Source organism: Rhodococcus sp. IEGM 1341, assembly GCF_030056895.1.
Lineage (GTDB): Bacteria > Actinomycetota > Actinomycetes > Mycobacteriales > Mycobacteriaceae > Rhodococcoides.
Genome location: NZ_JASHKV010000003.1, coordinates 135,714 through 156,605, shown reverse-complemented (window position 1 = coordinate 156,605; position 20,892 = coordinate 135,714). Strand labels below are relative to the sequence as shown.

General features: G+C 64.1%; 19 protein-coding genes and 1 tRNA gene. 10 read left to right on the top strand and 10 right to left on the bottom strand.

What is annotated here, in order from left to right; translation table 11 throughout:
• The first annotated feature begins 17 nt into the window (after nucleotides 1-17).
• Nucleotides 18-941: an SURF1 family cytochrome oxidase biogenesis protein gene (locus tag QM615_RS10165; protein WP_283347311.1), complete on the top strand. Its 924-nt coding sequence runs from the start codon at nucleotides 18-20 to the stop codon at nucleotides 939-941.
• Here the strand turns inward: QM615_RS10165 and QM615_RS10160 are convergent.
• Together QM615_RS10160 and QM615_RS10155 are read right to left on the bottom strand one after the other, a co-directional pair.
• Complete coding sequence (locus tag QM615_RS10160; protein WP_283347310.1) at nucleotides 882-1,850, bottom strand: cobalamin biosynthesis protein; 969 nt, start codon at nucleotides 1,848-1,850, stop codon at nucleotides 882-884. The genes QM615_RS10165 and QM615_RS10160 overlap by 60 nt on opposite strands.
• Before the next feature lie 364 nt (nucleotides 1,851-2,214).
• The gene (locus tag QM615_RS10155; RefSeq protein ID WP_283347309.1) at nucleotides 2,215-3,111 is read right to left on the bottom strand and encodes a LysR family transcriptional regulator; all 897 of its coding nucleotides are present in this window, start codon (nucleotides 3,109-3,111) and stop codon (nucleotides 2,215-2,217) included.
• A gap of 113 nt (nucleotides 3,112-3,224) precedes the next feature.
• Between QM615_RS10155 and QM615_RS10150 the strand changes: the two genes are divergently transcribed.
• The gene (locus QM615_RS10150; protein WP_283347308.1) at nucleotides 3,225-4,718 is read left to right on the top strand and encodes a CoA-acylating methylmalonate-semialdehyde dehydrogenase; all 1,494 of its coding nucleotides are present in this window, start codon (nucleotides 3,225-3,227) and stop codon (nucleotides 4,716-4,718) included.
• Between the two features lie 30 nt (nucleotides 4,719-4,748).
• Nucleotides 4,749-5,915: an iron-containing alcohol dehydrogenase gene (locus QM615_RS10145; RefSeq protein ID WP_283347307.1), complete on the top strand. Its 1,167-nt coding sequence runs from the start codon at nucleotides 4,749-4,751 to the stop codon at nucleotides 5,913-5,915.
• A gap of 6 nt (nucleotides 5,916-5,921) precedes the next feature.
• Here QM615_RS10145 and QM615_RS10140 read toward each other — a convergent pair whose 3' ends face one another.
• Entirely contained in the window at nucleotides 5,922-7,322 is a 1,401-nt protein-coding gene (locus QM615_RS10140; RefSeq protein WP_283347306.1) for an amino acid permease, read from the bottom strand.
• A 104-nt stretch (nucleotides 7,323-7,426) separates the two neighbouring features.
• Here QM615_RS10140 and QM615_RS10135 point away from each other — a divergent pair, with 104 nt between their 5' ends.
• The gene (locus QM615_RS10135; protein WP_283347305.1) at nucleotides 7,427-8,368 is read left to right on the top strand and encodes an NAD(P)/FAD-dependent oxidoreductase; all 942 of its coding nucleotides are present in this window, start codon (nucleotides 7,427-7,429) and stop codon (nucleotides 8,366-8,368) included.
• A 45-nt stretch (nucleotides 8,369-8,413) separates the two neighbouring features.
• Nucleotides 8,414-8,842 carry a hypothetical protein gene (locus tag QM615_RS10130; RefSeq protein WP_283347304.1) on the top strand — a complete coding sequence of 143 codons (429 nt, stop codon included), beginning with the start codon at nucleotides 8,414-8,416 and terminating at the stop codon, nucleotides 8,840-8,842.
• Here the strand turns inward: QM615_RS10130 and QM615_RS10125 are convergent.
• The 4 genes from QM615_RS10125 to QM615_RS10110 form a co-directional block, all read right to left on the bottom strand.
• A complete protein-coding gene (locus QM615_RS10125) occupies nucleotides 8,839-9,513 on the bottom strand; it encodes a nitroreductase (protein WP_283347303.1) in 675 nt (224 codons plus the stop codon). The two genes, QM615_RS10130 and QM615_RS10125, sit on opposite strands and share 4 nt — an antisense overlap.
• Nucleotides 9,514-9,612: 99 nt before the next feature.
• Nucleotides 9,613-10,500, bottom strand: a complete 888-nt coding sequence (locus QM615_RS10120; RefSeq protein ID WP_283347302.1) for a MetQ/NlpA family ABC transporter substrate-binding protein — start codon at nucleotides 10,498-10,500, stop codon at nucleotides 9,613-9,615.
• 25 nt (nucleotides 10,501-10,525) lie between these two features.
• Complete coding sequence (locus tag QM615_RS10115; RefSeq protein WP_283347328.1) at nucleotides 10,526-11,143, bottom strand: methionine ABC transporter permease; 618 nt, start codon at nucleotides 11,141-11,143, stop codon at nucleotides 10,526-10,528.
• 83 nt (nucleotides 11,144-11,226) lie between these two features.
• Nucleotides 11,227-12,234, bottom strand: a complete 1,008-nt coding sequence (locus QM615_RS10110; protein WP_283347301.1) for a methionine ABC transporter ATP-binding protein — start codon at nucleotides 12,232-12,234, stop codon at nucleotides 11,227-11,229.
• Nucleotides 12,235-12,402: 168 nt separating this feature from the next.
• On the opposite strand from QM615_RS10110, the gene QM615_RS10105 reads away from it, so the two are divergent.
• Nucleotides 12,403-13,794: an LLM class flavin-dependent oxidoreductase gene (locus QM615_RS10105; RefSeq protein WP_317548607.1), complete on the top strand. Its 1,392-nt coding sequence runs from the start codon at nucleotides 12,403-12,405 to the stop codon at nucleotides 13,792-13,794.
• 1 nt (nucleotide 13,795) lies between these two features.
• On the opposite strand, the gene QM615_RS10100 is transcribed toward QM615_RS10105, so the two are convergent.
• From QM615_RS10100 to QM615_RS10090, 3 genes are all read right to left on the bottom strand, one after another.
• Nucleotides 13,796-13,870: transfer RNA gene (locus QM615_RS10100), tRNA-Val, on the bottom strand.
• Between the two features lie 87 nt (nucleotides 13,871-13,957).
• Entirely contained in the window at nucleotides 13,958-14,419 is a 462-nt protein-coding gene (locus tag QM615_RS10095; RefSeq protein ID WP_094640166.1) for a peroxiredoxin, read from the bottom strand.
• A 31-nt stretch (nucleotides 14,420-14,450) separates the two neighbouring features.
• Entirely contained in the window at nucleotides 14,451-14,873 is a 423-nt protein-coding gene (locus QM615_RS10090) for a DUF3052 domain-containing protein (RefSeq protein ID WP_032379129.1), read from the bottom strand.
• Nucleotides 14,874-15,131: 258 nt separating this feature from the next.
• Here QM615_RS10090 and aceE point away from each other — a divergent pair, with 258 nt between their 5' ends.
• The 4 genes from aceE (at nucleotide 15,132) to acpM (ending at nucleotide 20,888) form a co-directional block, all read left to right on the top strand.
• Nucleotides 15,132-17,951, top strand: coding sequence for a pyruvate dehydrogenase (acetyl-transferring), homodimeric type (gene aceE / locus QM615_RS10085; protein ID WP_269593833.1), 2,820 nt, complete (start codon nucleotides 15,132-15,134; stop codon nucleotides 17,949-17,951).
• 87 nt (nucleotides 17,952-18,038) lie between these two features.
• Nucleotides 18,039-19,418 carry a PucR family transcriptional regulator gene (locus QM615_RS10080; protein WP_231893914.1) on the top strand — a complete coding sequence of 460 codons (1,380 nt, stop codon included), beginning with the start codon at nucleotides 18,039-18,041 and terminating at the stop codon, nucleotides 19,416-19,418.
• A 128-nt stretch (nucleotides 19,419-19,546) separates the two neighbouring features.
• On the top strand, nucleotides 19,547-20,455 hold the full coding sequence (locus QM615_RS10075) for an ACP S-malonyltransferase (RefSeq protein WP_149406177.1): 909 nt from the start codon (nucleotides 19,547-19,549) through the stop codon (nucleotides 20,453-20,455).
• Nucleotides 20,456-20,543: 88 nt separating this feature from the next.
• Nucleotides 20,544-20,888, top strand: coding sequence for a meromycolate extension acyl carrier protein AcpM (gene acpM / locus QM615_RS10070; protein WP_045199610.1), 345 nt, complete (start codon nucleotides 20,544-20,546; stop codon nucleotides 20,886-20,888).
• Nucleotides 20,889-20,892 lie beyond the last annotated feature (4 nt).

Below are 20,892 nucleotides of genomic sequence, written 5' to 3'. Positions count from 1 at the left end.
CCGGCTACCGTGGTGGAGTGCGAAAGTTAGCGTTCTTGCTGCGACCCAAATGGTTGGTGCTGGCTGCGGTGGTGCTGGCCTTCGCGTTCCTGTGCTTCAGCGTGCTCGCTCCGTGGCAGTTGGGGAAAAACACCTCGACGTCCGCGCGCAACGATCTGATCACCCGATCCGTCGACGCGGATCCGGTGCCGATCTCCGACGTTCTCACCGCAAACGGGTTTCCGGCCGAGGACGAGTGGCGTCGGGTCATCGCCTCCGGGGCCTATGTCACCGATTCCGACGTGCTGGTGCGACTGCGCAGCATCCGTGATCAGCCCGCATACGAGGTCATCACCCCGTTCGTGATCGACGGCGGGCCCACCGTGCTCGTCAATCGCGGGTACGTGTTGCCGGTGGAGGGAACCAGAGCGCCCGAGTTCGAGGCGGCACCCGCCGGAGAAGTGACGCTGAACGCACGGGTACGCCAAGCCGAGGGCACCTCGCGCGAGCCCGTCGAGGACGACGGTCGGCTGCAGGTCTACAACATCAACCCGGAACAGATCGGCGCGGCGGTCGGAGTCGACGCCATCGACGGATACCTACAGCTCGACGACGCTCAGCCGGGCGGTCTCGGCTTGATCGAGCTGCCGCAGACCGACGCGGGCCCCTACCTGTCCTACGGTCTGCAGTGGCTGGCGTTCGGCATCATGGCACCGCTGGGTCTGGCGTATTTCGCTCGGGCGGAGATACGGGAACGCCGCAATTCACGTGCCGAGCTCGCGAACGCGATGTCCGGCGAGCCGGACATCGAGCCCGAGCCGGAGAACAAGGCCGGCCCGGACGAGGAAGAAGAATTCACGCTGCCCACCCGACGCGAGAAGCGGGCAAAGGCGCGCGCGGCGTCACGCCCGACGACGCCGTCGGATCCTCGCTTGGCCGATCGCTACGGCAAGAATCGCTGACGCGACCGCCGACAGTTCCTGCACTCGGCTCGAGAGTGCGACCGATCGACGAAGATCGCGTGCGGTCGGCGAATGTCCGTCACCGAGTGTCGGCCTGATCTCGACGCCGTGTCGGTATTGCGTTCTGCCGCCGAGCTGCAGCCCCAGCGCCCCGGCAGCCGACGCCTCCGCAACACCTGCGTTGGGGCTGGGGTGCTGCGCGGCGTCGCGTCGCCACATCTGCAGGGCTCGGGCGGGCGATCCCTGCACCGAGGGCGCTGCGACAACCGTCGCCACTCCGGTGACGCGAGCCGGTAGCAGGTTCAGAACATCGTCGATTCGCGCTGCGGCCCAACCGAACCGCAGATACTTCGGAGACCGGTAGCCGACCATCGCGTCGAGCGTGTTGCTCGCTCGATAGGCCAGAATTCCCGGGACCCCGGCCAGTGCTCCCCACACCAGCACCCCGACCGTGGCATCGGAGGTGTTCTCCGCGATGGACTCCAGTGCGGCGCGCGCGAGGCCGTCGGAGTCGAGTGGTTCCGGATCCCGACCGCACAATGACGGCAGCAACGCGCGTGCGCTCGCGAGGTCGTCGTTGTCGAGGTGGTCGGCCATCCGCCTGCCCACCTTGGACAGGGACGTGCCACCGAGGGCGGCCCAGGTAGTGGCCGCAACCAGGGCGACCTCGGCGGGTGCACCCACACGAACGGCTACGCGGTTCGACCCGACGCCGAGTGCGGTCACCGAGCCGATCAGCGCGACTGCATGGACGACGCCCAGCACCCGACTATCGCGATAGAGGACGTGTTCGACGCGCAGCGCCGTGGTGCCGAATCCTGCGACCGGGTGCCAGCGTTGCGGGTCTGCGAACACTCGATCGAGGCCAAAGCCGACCAGTAAGCCGATCGCTCGGGGGTGTGTCCACATCCCACGAATCTTGCCAACTGCGCACCCGGCGCAGGAATTCGGTATGCCGGACTCAGCGCTGGCGGTACGCGCCTGCCAACTGGCGACCGCGGAAGTCGATGTCGCTTCCGTCGTTGAGCAGTGCGATTGCCATTCCTACGAAGCCGACCGTTGCAATTACGAACAGTGTCATGATTCCCCCAGAATCTCGAGTGGATCCGCGTCCGCGGATGTGTCTGTAACAGATTGTTACCCCTATCTTCACTGTTTCCCACTTCTTTGAGGTCGGCGTCACGTGTGTCCGTCATCACGAGACGCGCGTCTCATCGAAACGTCCAAATATCAACGGCCACCGGCACTCTCGGACTGTGCACTTCTCCCGTCGTTACTGCGACACAGGAACGAGATGCTCCTCGTCGGTCACGACCGACCTGAGGAACTCGTCGACGACCTTCACCCGGGCCAGACCGGTCAGCTCTCGCGGCACCACCGTCCAATACGTCCTCTCGACCGAGACGACGCCGTCCAACACCGACGTGAGAACCTCGTCCGGCTCACCGATGTAGCTTGGCAGGGGCGCAATTCCCACCCCGGATCTCGCCGCGATCCACTGCCCGGTGATGTTGTTGGTCTGAATCTGCGCGCGGCCCTCCGGCAGGATCGCATCCAGAATTCGCAGCGGTGCCACGTCCAGCAGCGCGTCGACGTACGAGATCAGCGTGTGTTCTCGCAGATCGTCGACGGTGTCGATGGGCGACGTCGCGGCGAGATACTCGGCGGCAGCGTAGAGCCCGAGGGAGTACGTGGCCAACCTGCGAGTCACCACGAATCGCGGCGACGGCCGCTCCAACGTGATTGCGATGTCGAATTCCCTGGTGGCCAACGAGTTGTGCTCGGTGGCGGTGACCAATTCGATGTCGAGATCGGGGTGCTTGTCTCTGAGCAGCCCCAGTTTCGGTGTCAGAACGAACGCTCCGAACCCGTCCGGGGCCGCGATGCGCACGGTCCCTCGCAGGGTGCCGGTGTCGGAGGTCTGATCCTCGAAGGCGGCGATGAGTGTCGATTCGACGGTCTCGGCATATCCGACGAGGCGTCGACCCGCCTCGGTGAGTCGCCAACCCGACGGCGTTCTGTCGAACAGGCGCTGCCCGGCCGATTTCTCGAGCGCGGTGATGCGCCGACCGACGGTGGTGTGGTCCACACCGAGAGTGTGCGCGGCGTCGGTCAGACGCCCGGTCCTCGACACTTCGAGGAAGTAGCGGAGGTGGTCTGCGTTGAACACCCATCGAGACTATCGACGGTGTGCATTTCTGCACAGCGATCTGCGGTTTTGGCCTTTGACATGTGCATCCTTACAAGTGAGACTCGGGACACACCCGAAGGGAGGATCGAACGTTGACCGACGTCATTGCGCACTGGCTCGATGGAAAGACCTATTCCGGCGCCTCCGACCGAACCGCGGCCGTCACGAACCCCGCGACCGGCGAGGTCACCGACACCCTCACCCTGGCCGATCAGGGCGACGCCCGGGCGGTCATCGATGCCGCTGCAGCCGCATTCCCGGCGTGGCGCGACACCTCCCTCGCCAAGCGCACATCGATCCTGTTCTCGTTTCGAGAGTTGTTGAACGCGAAGAAGAACGAGCTCGCCGAGATCATCACCTCCGAGCACGGAAAAGTGCTCTCCGACGCACTCGGCGAGATCTCTCGTGGCCAGGAAGTCGTCGAATTCGCCTGCGGCATGGCGCATCTGCTCAAGGGCGGATACACCGAAAATGCGTCGACCGGCGTCGACGTCTACTCCATCCGCCAGCCGCTCGGACCGGTCGGCATCATCTCCCCCTTCAACTTTCCCGCCATGGTCCCGATGTGGTTCTTCCCCATCGCCATCGCGGCCGGCAACACCGTGGTACTCAAGCCCTCGGAGAAAGACCCGAGCGCGAGTATCTGGCTCGCCCGACTCTGGGCCGAGGCCGGTCTGCCCGACGGCGTGTTCAACGTCCTCCAAGGCGACAAGGTTGCCGTCGACGAACTCCTCGAGAACAAGAAGATCAAGTCGATCTCCTTCGTCGGCTCCACCCCCATCGCCCAGTACGTCTACTCCACCGGCACCGCCCACGGAAAGCGCGTCCAAGCCCTCGGCGGCGCCAAGAACCACGCCGTCGTACTCCCCGATGCAGATCTCGACCTCGCCGCCGACGCCATGGTCAACGCCGGCTTCGGCTCCGCAGGCGAACGCTGCATGGCCATCTCCGCACTCGTGGCCGTCGGGAACATCGCCGACGAACTCGTCGCGAAGATCGCCGAACGGACCACCCCGCTGGTCACCGGCGACGGCACCCGAGGGGCAGACATGGGTCCGCTCGTCACCAAGGCCCACCGTGACAAGGTCGCCTCGTACGTCGATGCAGGCGAAGCCGCCGGGGCCACCCTCGTGGTCGACGGCCGCGGTGTGAAGGCCGACGGTGGAGAGAACGGATTCTGGCTCGGCCCCACCCTCATCGACCACGTCACCCCCGACATGAGCGTCTACACCGACGAGATCTTCGGACCGGTCCTCTCGGTCGTCCGCGTCGAGACCTACGACGACGCCCTGCGGCTGATTAACGACAACCCGTACGGCAACGGCACCGCCATCTTCACCAACGACGGTGGGGCGGCACGCCGCTTCCAGAACGAGGTCGAGGTCGGCATGGTCGGCATCAACGTACCCATCCCGGTTCCCATGGCGTACTACAGCTTCGGCGGCTGGAAGAACTCTCTGTTCGGCGACAGCCACGCCCACGGCACCGAGGGTGTTCACTTCTTCACCCGCGGCAAAGCTGTCACCAGTCGCTGGCTCGACCCCAGCCACGGCGGCATCAACCTCGGCTTCCCTGAAAACAGCTGAGCCCCCACACAGCTAGCGAAGGAGCACTCCATGGTTGCCAATATTTCGTTTCCTCGGTTCCTCAAGTTGGGCGACGGTTCCGTCGAGGAGCTGGGGACGGTTCTGACCGACCTCCACGTGTCACGGCCGTTGCTCGTCACCGATGCGTTCATGGCCGGCAACGGCTCGGCGGATCGTTTGATGAAGATCATGACCGAGGCCGGTAAGACGCCTGCATTGTTCTCGGGCACCGTTCCGGATCCGACGACCGATTCGTTGGTCGCCGGTCTCGAAGCGGTGCAGCAGCATTCGGCCGATTCGATCATCGGGTTCGGCGGTGGCAGTCCGATGGACACGGCCAAGGCGTTGGCCATCCTCGCGGTGCAGGGCGGCACGATGCGGGACTTCAAAGCTCCCGTGCTGTCGACCGGCCCGGCCCTACCGATCATCGCCATCCCCACCACGGCCGGAAGTGGTTCGGAGGCAACTCAGTTCACCATCATCACCGACGTCGCCTCGGACGAGAAGATGTTGTGCCCCGGGCTGTCGTTCCTGCCGATCGCCTCGATCATCGACTTCGAGCTGACCATGTCGATGCCGGCGCGTCTGACGGCCGATACCGGCGTCGATGCACTGACCCATGCCATCGAGGCGTACGTCAGCAAGAAGGCCAACCCCATCTCCGACGGTCTGGCGCTCAGTGCGATTCGCACGATCGGGACGTCGTTGCTGCGGGCGTATCGGGACGGCGACGACCGGCAGGCGCGCGAGGCGATGATGCACGCCTCGACGCAGGCGGGAATGGCCTTCTCCAATGCGAGCGTCTGCCTGGTGCACGGGATGAGTCGTCCCATCGGGGCGCATTTCCATGTTGCACACGGGCTTTCCAACGCGATGCTGTTGCCTGCCGTCACCGCATTCTCGATCGACGGAGCACCGGCGCGTTACGCCGACTGCGCACGCGCACTGGGCGCGGCGTCGGAAAGCGATTCGGATCAGGTTGCCGGTGGCAAGTTGCAGGATGCGATCGTCACACTGTGCCGTGAGGTGGAGGTTCCGACGCCGGAGACCTTCGGTATCGACAAGGCGAAATGGGACGAGCTGTTACCGCTGATGGCCGAGCAGGCACTCGCGTCCGGCAGCCCGGGCAACAATCCGGTCGTGCCGACCGCCGAACAGATCGTCGATCTGTACCGGCAGGTGTACGCGGGAATCTAGTCGCACTCACTCCGATGCGCGGGCGGCAACAGTGTCGCGCCGCGTATTTCGGCGTTGCACCACTATTCCGCCGATCACGGTCACTGCAGCGAGGACGGCCGAGAGCAGGATCGACGACCGCTGCTCCGGCCGCACCACCATCATCACCAGGACGAAGACGATGAACCCGATGGCCAGGTAGGTCAACCACGGGTACAGCCACATCCGAACGGCAGGGCGTTCGTCGTCGCGATCGAGTTGACGCCGCAGCACCAGCTGGCTGCTGGCGATGGCAAGGTAGACGAACAGGGCGACGGCCCCGGTGGTCGCCAGCAGGTAGGTGAAGAGTTTCTCGGGCAGGATGTAGTTTCCGACCACGGCGAGGAAGCCGAGCACCATCGAGGCGATCACCGCGATCCACGGCACCCCATTTGTGGTGATCTTCTTGACCGCCCTGGGTGCGTCGCCTCGATCGCCGAGCGAATACAGCATGCGCGACGCGGTGTAGAGCGCCGAGTTCAGGCACGACGCGACGGCGGTCAGAATGACGATGTCCATGATGGTCTCGGCGTGCGGAATTCCCATCTTGGACAGCACGAATTGGTAAGAGCCCGTATTGGGATCCAGTTCGTTCCAGGGCACCAGCGCGACGATGACGAAGATGGAACCGAAGTAGAAGATCGAGATTCGCCAGATCACCGAGTTGGTGGCGCGGGTGATTCCCTTTGCCGGGTCCTTGGATTCGGCAGCGGCGATGGTGACGATTTCCGAGCCCATGAACGAGAACATCGTCGTGAGCATGGCCGCGATCACCGCGCCGAAGCCGAGCGGCATGAATCCGCCCGAGGCCCACAGTTGGTCCACACCACTGACTTCCGAGTCGGGTAGCCACCCGAAGATGGCCGCGATCCCGAGGCCGATGAACGCGATGATCGCCACCACCTTCACCAGCGCGAACCAGAACTCGAATTCGCCGTAGTTGCCGACGCTGATCAGGTTGGTCGCGGTGAGGGCAATGACGATGAGCAGCGCCCACATCCATTGGGCCCCGCCGAGCCAGTTGGTGAGAATCGATGCTGCCGCGGTGGCTTCCACCGGGATCACCAACACCCAGAACCACCAGTAGAGCCATCCGACCGAGAACCCGGCCCAATGTCCGAGTGCGCGTGTGGCATACGTGGAGAACGAGCCGGTGTCGGGATTGGCCGTCGCCATCTCCCCCAGCATGCGCATCACCAGGATCACGAGTGTTCCCGCGAACAGGTACGCCAGCAGCACCGCCGGGCCGGCCGTCGCAATCGCGTTGGCCGAACCCACGAACAATCCCGCGCCGATGACTCCGGCTATCGAAATCATCGTCACGTGCCGTGGCTTGAGGCTGGTACCGAGTCCGTTCTCGCCGGTTTCCGGCTTCTCCGTAATGGCCATCCCTGTAGTCGAACACAATGTGAACGCCGACGCAGCGGGTGACCGATTTGTCCAGACAGGCGGTGGTACAGAGATATTCGCGCGAATCCGGGCATACTGGACGCATGAACTCCGCAGCGGGCAGCATCACCGATCCGGTCACCATCGTCGGTGCGGGCATAGCCGGCGCGGCCTGCGCGCAGGTTCTCCGCGACGCAGACGTGCCGTTCCGCATTCTCGACCGAGGCCGAGCTCCGGGCGGGCGGATGTCGTCGCCGGAGTTGCACGGCCGTCGCGTCGACCTGGGCGCCGGCTACTTCACCGTTCGTGATCAGGAATTCTCGACGGTGGTCGCCGATTGGGAGTCGGGCGGATTGGCGCGCCAGTGGGCCAACACGTTCGGCATCCTCAAGCCCGAAACAGCTCCGTGCACAACGACCGGACCGGTTCGCTGGGCCACCCCGAACGGGCTGCGATCGCTGGTACGAAACATGCTCGACGGCTTCGACATCGAACACTCCACCGAGCTGACCGAATTGCCCGACGGTCACGTCGTGGTCGCGATGCCGGATCCGCAGGCGGCGCGACTGACCGCCGTCCCCGATGCCGTCGATTACGTTCCTGTCATCGCAGTGGCGTGTGGGTTCGACGGGCTCGACATCCCCTTCCGCGATGCGGCGTTCGTCAACGATCATCCTGATATCGATTTCGTCGTCGACGACGGTGCACGCCGAGGCGACGGCGCTCCGGTTCTGGTGGTGCACACCACGTCGGAGCGAGCGCATCAGCATCTCGAAGACCCAGACGGCGCGATCGCCCCGGTTCTCGACGCGCTACGCGAGTTGTCCGTCGCCTCGGCGGCACCCGTGTGGACCCACGCTCATCGATGGACCTTCGCCAAGCCTGCGACCCAGCACGATTCGAACTACGCGCTTCAGCAGCAGGACGGACGTTTCGTCGGATTGGCGGGCGATCAGTGGTGTGAAGCCGGAGTGCCCAGGGTGGAAAGCGCCTGGCGTTCGGGGACGGATGTCGGTACAGAGCTGGTTCGTCGTCTTCGGAGCTGACGTTTGCCCTGCGTCCACCCGTGACGCCGAATAGCATCTCCCCCCGTGCTGTCCGTGAAGTCGTACTCCCGCGAGTACATCGACGCGTGCCGTGCGCGCCTGGATTCTCAGCTGGCCGCCTACCGTGCGGTTGCGTCTAAACGAACGTCGACCACCGACGTGGACGAGGCATTCGACGTCGCCTTCTTCAACAATCTCGTGCTGACGCTCGAGGTCTATTTCCTGCACCGCATTAGCGGCCAGGAGAAGAAGAACGGCAATCCACTCAACGAGGTCCGCGTCCTGGCCGCATCGATGACAGCGGCCGAGGACATCATGACCAGCGATTCGACCATAAACTTGGATCCCGCCAAAAGCATTCTCGGATACGCAGTCGGCGATCGAATCGCGCTCGACGAGCAGCGATTCGTCGCGTTGGCCGATGCGTACTTCGCCGAGATCGAGGCCAAGTTCGGGCCGCAGCTCGCTCTCTAATCGCTGACGAATCTCACAGTCTCGTCCAGAGGTGCTCGGCTGGTGCGGAATCCGTTGATCGGGTGGGTCTCGTCGGGGTAGCCGAAGGAGATGCCGGCCACCACTTTTCGAGTGTCCGGGATGTCGAACCACTCGTGCAGAAACGGTGAGTACGCGGCCAGGGCTGCTTGCGCGATGGCCGCAAGACCGAGACTCTGCGCGGCCAGCAGGAAAGTCTGCAGATACAACCCGCAATCGACCGCCCCGTACACACCCAGATCGGCGTCGGTGGTGATGATGGCTGCGTGTGGGGCGTCGAACAGCTCGTAATTGCGAATGAATTGACGGGTCGTCGCCTCGGTGTCGGACTTGACCACGCCGATGCTCTCGTACAGAGCGCCACCGCATTCACGTCGCCGGGCTCGGTGCAGGGCGTTGTAATTCGCGGGAAAAGGGAAGTCCGGTTGCGGCACACCGGACGCCACGTGCTCCACCAGTGCGTCGGAGAACTTACGGGTGGCATCGCCTTCGGTCACGATGATCTGCCACGACTGGGTGTTGGACCACGAAGGTGTGCGCCGGGCGGCAGACAGCAGCTGTTCGAGTACCTCACGCGAGACCTGCTTCGGCAGGAACTGCCGGCACGAGTGCCTCTCGTCGAGCAGTTCTGTCAGGGCGTCGTACCGGGTCACATCGTCCGCCTCGTGTCGGTGTTCGTCGGGTGCGGGTCGAACGTAACACCACGGCTGCGCCCGACGGTCAGCCGCTGGACCGTCGGACGCAGGGTGCCGCTACTGCAGGGGTAGCAGGATGTCCTTCATACGCGGATCGGTAGCCAGGAATTCCTGCACCGCAGGGTCCTTGAACGCTGCGACGAGATTCTTGATGTTGTCCGTATCCGCCCAGCGGCTCCCGATCGTGAGCTGGCCGGCGAACTCGTCCGGTGCCGGCGGAGCGAAGATCTGCTTCTCGACGGGGATGCCTGCGGCGAGGTAGTACTCGGTGTAGCCCACAGCTGCATCGAGATCCGGGAGCGCCCGCGACTGTGCTGCGAAATCCAGAAGAGTGAATTTCAGGTTCTTCGGGTTGCCGACGATGTCCTTCTGTGTGGCCGTCGACTTGTCGACCGCCGGGTCGAGGGTGATCAGACCTGCTCGTTCGAGTACCCACAGGCCTTGGGCTTCGTTGGCCGGGTCGGAGTAGAGCGACACTGTCGCGCCGTCCGGCAATTGGGCCGGGTCGGAGTACTTGTCGGACCACAAGCCGAAGCCCCATCGGAACACCGGGGTGGCGGCTTCCTCCCGGAAGTCCGGGTTGGATTCGAGGACCTGGCCGAGCCACAGCTTGTGTTGGTAGACGGTCGCCGCTACTTCACCTTCGCTGACGGCGCGGTTGATGGTGTTGCTGTCCGCGAGTCCGCGGTACGCGACCGTGATGCCGTACTTGGGAGCAACCTGATCGGCAACGAATTCGACCAGGGCCTGCTCGGATGCATTGCCTTCGGCAGTGGCGACAACAAGGGTTGCCCCCTCGGTCTCGTTCGCCGAGGCCGTGTCGCCGAAGAAGGCGATGCGGACAATGACGGCGAGGGCGATCAGCAGTACGACGGCCGCGATGATCCAAGGAGCTTTTCGACGGTTCTTCAGCTCGAAGCCGTGTGCTTCGGTGGACGTTGTCATGGTGGATGGACCTTTCGAATGTGGTTCAGACAGTGCGCACAGCGCGTTGATGAGGTGTGGTGTAGCGAACGAGAGCATCGCCGACGAGCTGGACGGCGGCGACGGTGAGAATCAGAATGACGATCGTTGCGATCATGACGGTGTGGTCGAATCGCTGATATCCGTATGTGACTGCGACATAACCGATTCCGCCTGCACCGATGGTGCCCGCGATGGCCGAGTACTCGATCATGGCGATGACGTTGATGGTCAGTCCACCGATGATCGACGGCACAGCCTCGGACAACTGTGTGGTGGTGACCTGCAGCGTGGAGCCACCCGACGCTCGGGCGACGTCGACCACCGACGTCGGGACCGAGCGCAGGGAGTTCTCGACGATGCGGGTGAAGAATGCGATGCCCGCCAACGACATCGGCACCACAGCGGCTGCGATACCGATGTTCGTTCCGGTGATCCATCGCGTGACCGGAACCAGTGCAGCCATCAGGATCAGAAACGGCAACGACCGTCCGATACTGACGATCCAGCTGATGGGCGCATGGAGTACCGGGTTCTCGAACAGCCCACCGGGGCCAAGGTTGAACAGCGCGGACCCCAGCGGAACACCCACGAACACCACGATGAACATCACGATCCCGACCATCGTGAGGGTGTCGCCGAGCGCAGGCAGGAGTAGAGCAGGCAGCTCGTCGACCGGAACCTTGTTGCCTGCGGCCACAATTGCTATCACGACGCCACCTCGAGTACCGGTTGGTCGGATGCTGCGGATCCGGAAAGTCCTAGCGCCGCGAGAGCACCGGGGACGCGTGCACTCAGGTGGGCACCGATGCCGAGTGCGGCGCTGCCGACAGCCACTCCGGCGACCACCTGGACCGAGGCTCCGAGTAATGCGACGGGTGCGCCGAGATCCTGGCCCAACCGCCCGATCCAGTCCTGCGGAACCTCGGGCGAGTCGTAGATCACGTTCCATTGCACGTCACCGGCCGCAGCCGGTGCGTCGTCCCGCCTGGGGCGCAACTCGTTGCCGAGCGCCGACGTGTGGTCGGTCAGCAAATCGACCAACTTTCCGGATTCGACGATGCGTCCGTGATCGAGTCGGGCTACCAAATCTGCAGCTCGCAGAACGGTATCCATTTCGTGGGTGATGAATACGATGGCGAGGTCGAGATCGCGACGAAGTTCACGCAGCAACTCCACCACCGAGTCGGTGGTCTGCGGATCCAAGCCGGAGGTCGCCTCGTCGGAGAGCAGCACCGACGGTCGAAGCGCCAACGCTCGCGCAATTCCCACTCGTTGACGCTGCCCGCCCGAAAGCTGAAAAGGATAGCGAGCGGCTTTGTCGGACAACCCCACTCGGTCGAGAAGCTCGCCCACCCTCCTGGCCGTCTCGGCTTTCGTGACCCCGAGGAAGTCCAGTGGTAAGGCGACGTTCTCCGCGACGGTTCGACGCGATAGCAGACTCGACGACTGAAACACGGTACCGATGCGCCGCCGCGCGACCCGAAGTTGCCTGGCATTCAACAACGTCAGGTCATCCCCGTTGACGATCACGGAGCCCGAGGTGGGCCGGGTCAGCAGGTTGATGCATTGGGCCAGCGTGCTCTTGCCGGCTCCACTGGGGCCCACGACAGCGAGGATCTCGCCGGCCTGAACTGTGAAGTCCAGCCGGTCGAGTACGACGGCTCGGCTGTCCCCCGCCCCGTATGTCTTGGTCAATTGCGCTATTTCGATCATGCTCCGACGCTTCTTTCGCTGATGTGACTGCGCAAGAGTGAGGCATCGGAGCACTACTGACCAGCTATCGACTCATCACGATCCGAACTGTTCCCACCGGTCTGAGTCGTCGGTAGCGTCGCCTCGCTGTCGAATCCAGACAGGTCGTCCCGCCGAAGGAGTTACCCCGTGTCACGCGAGATTCGTTTCAATGCTTTCGACATGAATTGCGTCGCGCATCAGTCCCCCGGTCTCTGGCGTCATCCACTCGATCAATCGTGGCGATACAAGGAACTCGGCTACTGGACCGATCTCGCGAAGCTGTTGGAACGAGGCCTGTTCGACGGTTTGTTCATTGCCGACGTCCTCGGCACCTACGACGTGTACGGCGGGAATCACGATGCCGCCATCCGGCACGGTGCGCAGATACCGGTCTCGGACCCACTCCTGCTCGTCAGCGCGCAGGCTGCCGTCACCGAGCATCTGGGGTTCGGCATCACTGCGGGTACCGGTTTCGAGCATCCGTATCCGTTCGCGCGACGGCTCTCCACGCTCGATCACCTCACCAACGGCAGGATCGGCTGGAACGTCGTGACCGGGTATCTGCCGTCGGCGGCGCAGAACATGGGCCACGACGACCAGTTGAAGCACGACGATCGTTACGATCACGCCGACGAATATCTCGAGGTGCTCTACAAGCTGTGGGAGGCGTCGTGGGACGACGACGCGGTGGTCCGTGATCGCGAAACCGGCGTGTTCACCGACCCCACCAAGGTGCATCGAATCGGCCACCGCGGCAAGCACTTCACGGTGCCGGGTATCCATCTGGCCGAGCCGTCGCCGCAGCGGACGCCGGTGATCTTTCAGGCCGGCGCGTCGCCGCGGGGCGTACGGTTCGCGGCGCAGAATGCCGAAGCGATCTTCGTCGGCGCACCCACCAAGGAGATTCTGGCGCAGACGGTTTCGAATATCCGTCGAGCCTTGCGCGAGGCCGGCCGCGATCCGTACTCGGCGCGGATCTATCAGCTGCTCACCATCGTCACCGATGAGACCTCTGAACTCGCCCATGCCAAGCACGCCGAGTATCGGTCGTATGCCAGTGCCGAGGGTGCGTTGGTATTCATGTCGGGCTGGATGGGCGTCGACCTGTCGCGGTATGCGCTCGACGAGCCGCTCGGCAATGTCGAGAGCAACGCGATTCAGTCGTTCGTTGCGTCGTTCCAGTCCATCGGAGCCGACGGCAAAGAGTGGACGGTCCGCGATATCGCCGAGTGGGGCGGCATCGGCGGTGCCGGCCCACGCATCGTCGGCTCCCCCGGCGAGGTCGCGGATCAACTGCAGGAGTGGGTGGACGAGACCGACGTCGACGGCTTTAATCTCGCGTATGCCATCACACCGGGGACATTCGAAGACGTCGTGCAGTACGTCGTACCCGAATTGCAGCGCCGCGGTGTCTATCGCACCGAATACACGCCGGGGACATTGCGTCACAAGCTCTTCGGCAAGGGCGATCGACTGCCCGAGGAACACCGGGCGCAGCAGATCGTGCGAGAAGTTCGGGCGAACCGAGAATCGCTGTGAATGGTGGGCGCAGAGGGGTTCGAACCCCCGACCGCTGGTGTGTAAAACCAGAGCTCTACCGCTGAGCTATACGCCCGAGTACCGGTGGCCTGGGGACAACCCCGGGCCACCGGAACGCTTGGAGAAATTTATCGTGTCTGATCTCTAACTACAATTCCGCAGGTCAGCTCACCTGTGCGAGAGCCTCGGCCCACGAAGAACTGTCGCGAGCCTCGCCGGGTCCGTTCATTTCGGCGAACCTGATGATTCCGGATTTGTCGACGACGAACGTTCCACGATTGGCGAATCCGGCGCTGTCGTTGAACACGCCGTACGCCTGAGCAACCTCACCGTGCGGCCAGAAGTCCGACAGCAGCGGAAAGGTGTAACCCTGTTCTGCAGCCCAGATCTTGTGGGTCGGAGGCGGACCCACCGAGATTGCCAGGATCGCAGTCTCGTCGTTCTCGAAGGTCGGTAGCTCGTCGCGCACTCTGCACAGCTCGCCCTGGCACGTGCCGGTGAAGGCCAGTGGATAGAACACGAGCAGAACGTTTTTCACGTTCCTGTACGACGACAACGTGACCAGTTGGTTGTTCTGGTCTTTGAGGGTGAAGTCGGGCGCAACTGCGCCAACCTCGATCGGCATCTAGAACCGTCTTCCTGTATCGAGCATCGGCCTACCGCTTGGTGGCAGGGGTCTTGGGCTGAACCAATCGACTTCCGATCCAGTCACCGAGGTTTGCCGCAGAGGTCTGCGTCAATCCTGCGGTCGGGGCGGACTCGGCAATCTCACTGGGTTCGACATGACCGGACATGCCGGTCTTGGGGCTGAGGACCCACACGATGCCATCGTCCGAGAGCGGACCGATCGCATCCATGAGCGCATCGACCAGGTCACCGTCTCCGTCGCGCCACCACAGCAGTACAACGTCGATCACCTCGTCGGAATCCTCGTCGAGGGTCTCGCCACCGATCGCATCTTCTACGTCGGCGCGCAGATCATCGTCGGTGTCCTCGTCCCAGCCCAGCTCCTGTACGACCATGTCGCGAGTGATGCCAAGTTTCTGAGCGTAGTTCTGAGCGTCCGCCGCGGCGACCACGGTGGTGACCTCCTTGAATTGTGGGTGCAGTAGTCAAAGCGAACAGTGTCGAAGCCGTTCGCGCAAGCTGACCGCGCCGAAATTGAGTACATAAATTTCTACTGGTGGGTATCGGACCTCTGTACTACCAGAACCGACGAGATGCGGCAGGATTGGGGAGGAATCACGAGAACGAGGAAAGTAGACCGCCGTCACAGGGGCGGGACTACCGGGACCGGGCGCCACACCGAGCGTCCGCCACATTGAGGAGTGCACACGTTGTCCGAAGTGAACAGCGGCGAACGGCAGAACACATCGTCTGCAGGCAAGAAGGGCTCGGACGGCCGGGTCCGCGTCATCCGTGAGGGTGTCGCGTCGTACCTGCCCGATATCGACAACGACGAGACCAACGAATGGATCGAGTCGTTCGACGGCTTGTTGGAGAGGTCCGGCCCCAACCGCGCTCGCTACCTGATGCTCAGGTTGCTCGAGCGCGCCGGCGAGCGCCGCGTCGCGTTGCCGTCGCTGACGTCGACGGATTACGTCAACACCATTCCCACCGAGAACGAGCCGTGGTTCCCCGGCGACGAGTCGATGGAACGCCGCTACCGCGCCTGGATCCGCTGGAACGCCGCGATCATGGTGCACCGCGCGCAGCGTCCCGGCGTCGGAGTCGGTGGCCACATCTCCACGTATGCCTCGTCGGCAGCGCTCTACGAGGTCGGCTTCAACCACTTCTTCCGCGGCAAGGACCACCCGGGCGGCGGCGACCACATCTTCATCCAGGGTCACGCCTCCCCCGGCATCTACGCCCGCGCCTTCCTCGAAGGACGTATCCCGGCCGAGCGCATGGACGGCTTCCGTCAAGAGGCCAGCCACGTGAACGAGGGTGGCGGACTGCCGTCGTACCCGCACCCGCGTCTGATGCAGGACTTCTGGGAGTTCCCGACGGTATCGATGGGTCTCGGCCCGATGAACGCCATCTACCAGGCCCGCTTCAATCACTACCTCAACGACCGCGGCATCAAGGACACCACCGATCAGCACGTGTGGGCGTACCTCGGCGACGGCGAGATGGACGAGCCGGAGTCGCGTGGACTCGCGCACGTGGCCGCTACCGAGGGCCTCGACAACCTGACGTTCGTCGTCAACTGCAACCTGCAGCGCCTCGACGGCCCGGTCCGCGGCAACGGCAAGATCATCCAGGAATTGGAGTCGTTCTTCCGCGGTGCCGGCTGGAACGTCATCAAGGTCGTCTGGGGCCGCGAGTGGGACTCGCTGCTGCACAAGGACCGCGACGGCGCGCTCGTCAATCTGATGAACACCACCCCCGACGGCGACTTCCAGACCTACAAGGCCAACGACGGCAGCTATGTCCGCGATCACTTCTTCGGCCGCGATCCGCGCACCAAGGAGCTCGTGAAGGATCTCTCGGACGACGAGATCTGGAACCTCAAGCGCGGCGGCCACGACTACCGCAAGGTGCACGCTGCCTACGCGGCCGCGATGTCGCACAAGGGCCAGCCGACGGTCATCCTGGCGCACACCATCAAGGGCTACACCCTCGGCAAGCACTTCGAGGGCCGGAACGCCACGCATCAGATGAAGAAGCTGACGCTCGACGATCTCAAGACGTTCCGCGATCTCCAGCACATCCCGATCTCCGACGAGGAGCTCGAGAAGGATCCGTACATGCCGCCGTACTACCACCCCGGTGCGGACGCTCCCGAGATCCAGTACATGCTCGATCGCCGCAACAAGCTCGGTGGATTCGTCCCCGAGCGGCGAGTGGACGTCAAGCCGCTGCCGCAGCCGGGCGACGACACGTACAAGACGCTGCGCAAGGGCTCGGGCAAGCAGGAAGTCGCCACCACCATGGCGCTCGTGCGCGTCATGAAAGAGTTGTTGCGAGACAAGGAGATCGGCCACCGAATCGTGCCGATCATCCCCGACGAGGCCCGCACATTCGGTATGGACTCGTGGTTCCCGTCGCTCAAGATCTACAACCGCAACGGCCAGCTGTACACCTCGGTGGACTCGGAGCTGATGCTCGCCTACAAGGAGAGCTCGGTCGGCCAGATCCTGCACGAGGGCATCAACGAGGCCGGTTCGACGTCGTCGTTCACCGCGGTCGGCACCTCGTACGCCACGCACGGCGAGGTCATGATCCCGCTGTACATCTTCTACTCGATGTTCGGTTTCCAGCGCACCGGCGACGGTCTGTGGGCTGCAGCGGACCAGATGGCTCGCGGATTCGTCCTCGGTGCCACCGCGGGTCGCACGACTCTGACCGGTGAGGGTCTGCAGCACGCCGATGGTCATTCGCTGCTGTTGGCGTCGACCAACCCGGCGGCCGTGGCCTACGACCCGGCGTTCTCGTACGAAATCGCACACATCGTCAAGGACGGTCTGCGACGGATGTACGGCGGCACCGAGGGCGTGGAAGGCTTCGGCGGCGAGAACATCTTCTACTACATCACCCTGTACAACGAGCCGTACGTACAGCCGGCCGAGCCGGAGAACCTCGACGTCGAGGGTCTGCTCAAGGGCATCTACCGGTTCGCCGCCCCACAGGAGGGCGACGGACCCGAGGCACAGCTTCTGGCGTCGGGCGTCGGCATGGTCTCGGCCCGCAAGGCCCGTGAGCTGCTGTTCGAGGAGTGGGGCGTGCGTTCGGCCGTCTGGTCGGTGACGTCCTGGGGCGAGCTGCGCCGCGACGGCGTCGACGCCGAGAAGGAGTCGCTGCGCAACCCCGGTGCCGACAAGCGCGTTCCGTTCGTCACCTCGGCACTGGCCGACGCCAACGGCCCGGTCATCGCGTCCTCGGATTGGATGCGCGCTGTTCCGGACCAGATCCGTCAGTGGGTTCCGGGCGATTACGTCACCCTCGGCACCGACGGCTTCGGATTCTCCGATACCCGTCCGGCCGCCCGACGGGTGTTCAACGTCGATGCCGAGTCGATCGTCGTCGCCACGTTGTCCGCTCTCGCCGCGTCCGGTGAGATCGACAAGTCCAAGGCAGTCGAGGCCGCGGAGAAGTACAAGATCGACGACGTCACCGCAGCTCCGACGTCGTACGCCGACACCGGTTCGGCGTAGGTTCCACCCCTGTTCGGCCGACCCCCGTCCCACGTCGCGAAGCATGTCCGTCGCGATGGGGGCGGGGGTCGGGCGTAGGTTCTCCTTATGTCCGATGCGAAACCCGACTCACCGGGCAGCGCGTCATCACGCGATGTGTCCCGACGCGACGCCTACCGTGAGGCGTTGCGCGAATCGTTGACCTCGGACAACGAAGTGCACCTTCCGGTCGCCTCACTGGCACCCTCCCGCCAGAAACGCGATCCCCTGCCTGATGCGCTACTGCGCCGCGTCAAACAGTTCTCCGGCCGACTCTCGACCGAGGCCGTCACCACGATGCAGGGGCAGTTGCCGTTCTTCGGTGATCTCGACGCCGCCCAACGTGCCAGCGTCCAGCTGTTGATTCAGACAGCCGTCGACAACTTCCTCGAATGGCTCAAGAACCCCAACAGCGATATTCGCTTCTCGCTGGACGCCTTCCAGGTCATTCCCCAGGACCTTGCCCGACGCCTCACTCTGCGCCAGACGGTGGACATGGTGCGGGTGGCGATGGAGTTCTTCGAGCAGTGGCTCCCGGCACTGGCCCGCAACGATCAGCAGTTGGTAGCCCTGACCGAGGCCGTGTTGCGATACGGGCGCGAGCTGGGTTTCGCGGCCGCGTCGGTCTACGCCAGCGCAGCCGAATCGCGCGGAGCTTGGGACACCCGCCTCGAAGCCCTCGTGGTCGACGCTGTCGTACGCGGAGATACCGGCTCGGACATGCTCTCGCGTGCCGCCACGTTGAACTGGGACGCCACCGCGCCCGCCACGGTGCTGGTGGGCACTCCTCCCGACGATCGAGGCGTCTCGGTCGTCGGAACTGTGCACGCCGTGGCGCAGAAGCACGGCCGCGCCGCACTGGCAGTGGTGCAGGGAACGCGGCTGGTGATGGTGGTCAGCGGTCAGCTCGACGACACTGCCACCCATCGCGCCTTCATCGACGACATGCTGCAGAACTTCTCGGACGGACCCGTCGTCATCGGCCCCACCACCCGCACCCTCGGTGCGGCGCACTCGAGCGCGGTGGAAGCATTCGCGGGGATGCAGGCCGTGGCGGGGTGGCGGGGTGCGCCTCGTCCGGTGCATGCGGGCGAGCTACTGCCCGAACGCGCACTGCTCAACGACGGTGCGGCGATATCGGCGTTGAACGATCACGTGGTCGTCCCGTTGGCCGCGGCAGGTTCGGGACTGGCCGACACCCTCGACGCCTATCTGGACTGTGGCGGAGCGGTGGAAACCTGCGCACGGCAGCTGTTTGTTCATCCAAATACCGTCCGGTATCGGCTCAAGCGCATCGCCGAGGTCACCGGTCGAGACCCGACGCATCCGCGCGACGCGTACGTACTCAGGGTTGCGGCAACGGTAGGTAGGTTGGCTCGAACGCATCACGAACCGCCCCATCCTGCCCCATATGTCACACAGGTCACATTCGGAGAAGTAGTCACGTAACGCCGGACCACCCTTCGGCGATAGCGGATCCCCACGAGGCAATTTGTAGGGTTCCCACAAATTGCTTGTCGAGAGTTCATCGAGCGCGACATCACTCATTCGGCACCCGACGGTGTTCTCTTAACCCTGTGATTGCGTTGCTTGCGCCCGGTCAGGGCTCCCAGACTCCCGGCATGCTGCTGCCTTGGCTCGAATTGCCGGGTGCGGCAGATCGACTCGCGTTGTGGTCGAAGGCCTCCGGTCTCGACCTCGTCCGCCTCGGCACCACAGCCACCGCCGAGGAAATCACCGACACCGCAGTGACCCAGCCTCTGGTCGTCGCGTCGGCGTTGCTCGCGTTCGAGGAGATCGCGTCGCGCGGCCTGTTCCCCGAGGACGCCGTCATCGCCGGACACTCGGTGGGCGAACTCGCCGCCGCTGCGATCGCCGGCGTCATCTCCTCCGACGACGCCGTATCGCTCGCTGCCGTCCGTGGCGCAGCAATGGCCAAGGCCTGCGCGCTCGAGCCGACCGGCATGTCCGCCGTGCTCGGGGGCGACGAAGCTGCTGTCCTGGCCCGCCTCGAAGAGCTGGACCTCGCTCCGGCCAACGTCAACGCTGCAGGTCAGATCGTCGCAGCAGGGCTGCTCACCAAGCTCGCCGAGTTGGCCGAGAGCGCACCCGAGAAGGCTCGGGTTCGCGCACTACCGGTCGCAGGCGCATTCCACACCAAGTACATGGCGTCCGCGGGCGACACCGTTGCCGCAGCCGCTGCAGCCATCACCCCGTCGGAGCCGACGCGGACGTTGCTGTCCAACTCGGACGGTCAGCCGGTCTCCTCGGGTGCCGACGCCCTGAACAAGCTCGCTGCCCAGGTCACTCGCCCCGTGCGATGGGATCTGTGCAACGCCTACCTACGTACCGCGCAGGTCACCGGACTCGTCGAACTGCCCCCGGCAGGCGCACTTGTCGGTATCGCCAAACGCGAACTGCGCGGCGTCGCCAATCTCGGCCTGAAGACACCGGCGGACATCTCCGCAATGGCTGAGCTCGGCTAGCTCGACCCACACACTTCGCAGTCACAGCACTGCGGCTCGCACTTCCACTCCCCGAGTGGCAGAAATGCACAATCGCGTCTCGAAGCACATGACTTCGGCGTTCTACACAGAAGAGAAGGGAGCCACAACAGTGGCCAGCCAGGAAGACCTCATCGCCGGACTTGCAGAGATCATCGAGGAGGTCACGGGCATCGAACCGTCCGAGGTGACCATCGAGAAGTCCTTCGTGGACGACCTCGACATCGACTCACTCTCCATGGTCGAGATCGCAGTGCAGACCGAGGACAAGTACGGCGTGAAGATCCCCGACGAGGACCTCGCAGGTCTGCGCACCGTCGGCGACGCCGTGAACTACATCCAGAAGCTCGAAGCGGAGAACCCCGAAGCCGCAGAAGCTATCAAGGCCAAGCTCGACGACTCCGCGAGCGAGTGACACG

What these genes read in the sequence shown, in the direction of transcription:
- QM615_RS10160 (WP_283347310.1), bottom strand. Translation starts at nt 1,850, where the DNA reads ATGTGGACACACCCCCGAGCGATCGGCTTACTGGTCGGCTTTGGCCTC.
- QM615_RS10145 (WP_283347307.1), top strand. Translation starts at nt 4,749, where the DNA reads ATGGTTGCCAATATTTCGTTTCCTCGGTTCCTCAAGTTGGGCGACGGT.
- QM615_RS10140 (WP_283347306.1), bottom strand. Translation starts at nt 7,322, where the DNA reads ATGGCCATTACGGAGAAGCCGGAAACCGGCGAGAACGGACTCGGTACC.
- QM615_RS10135 (WP_283347305.1), top strand. Translation starts at nt 7,427, where the DNA reads ATGAACTCCGCAGCGGGCAGCATCACCGATCCGGTCACCATCGTCGGT.
- QM615_RS10120 (WP_283347302.1), bottom strand. Translation starts at nt 10,500, where the DNA reads ATGACAACGTCCACCGAAGCACACGGCTTCGAGCTGAAGAACCGTCGA.
- QM615_RS10115 (WP_283347328.1), bottom strand. Translation starts at nt 11,143, where the DNA reads ATGGTCGGGATCGTGATGTTCATCGTGGTGTTCGTGGGTGTTCCGCTG.
- QM615_RS10110 (WP_283347301.1), bottom strand. Translation starts at nt 12,234, where the DNA reads ATGATCGAAATAGCGCAATTGACCAAGACATACGGGGCGGGGGACAGC.
- QM615_RS10095 (WP_094640166.1), bottom strand. Translation starts at nt 14,419, where the DNA reads ATGCCGATCGAGGTTGGCGCAGTTGCGCCCGACTTCACCCTCAAAGAC.
- QM615_RS10080 (WP_231893914.1), top strand. Translation starts at nt 18,039, where the DNA reads ATGTCCGATGCGAAACCCGACTCACCGGGCAGCGCGTCATCACGCGAT.
- acpM (WP_045199610.1), top strand. Translation starts at nt 20,544, where the DNA reads ATGACTTCGGCGTTCTACACAGAAGAGAAGGGAGCCACAACAGTGGCC.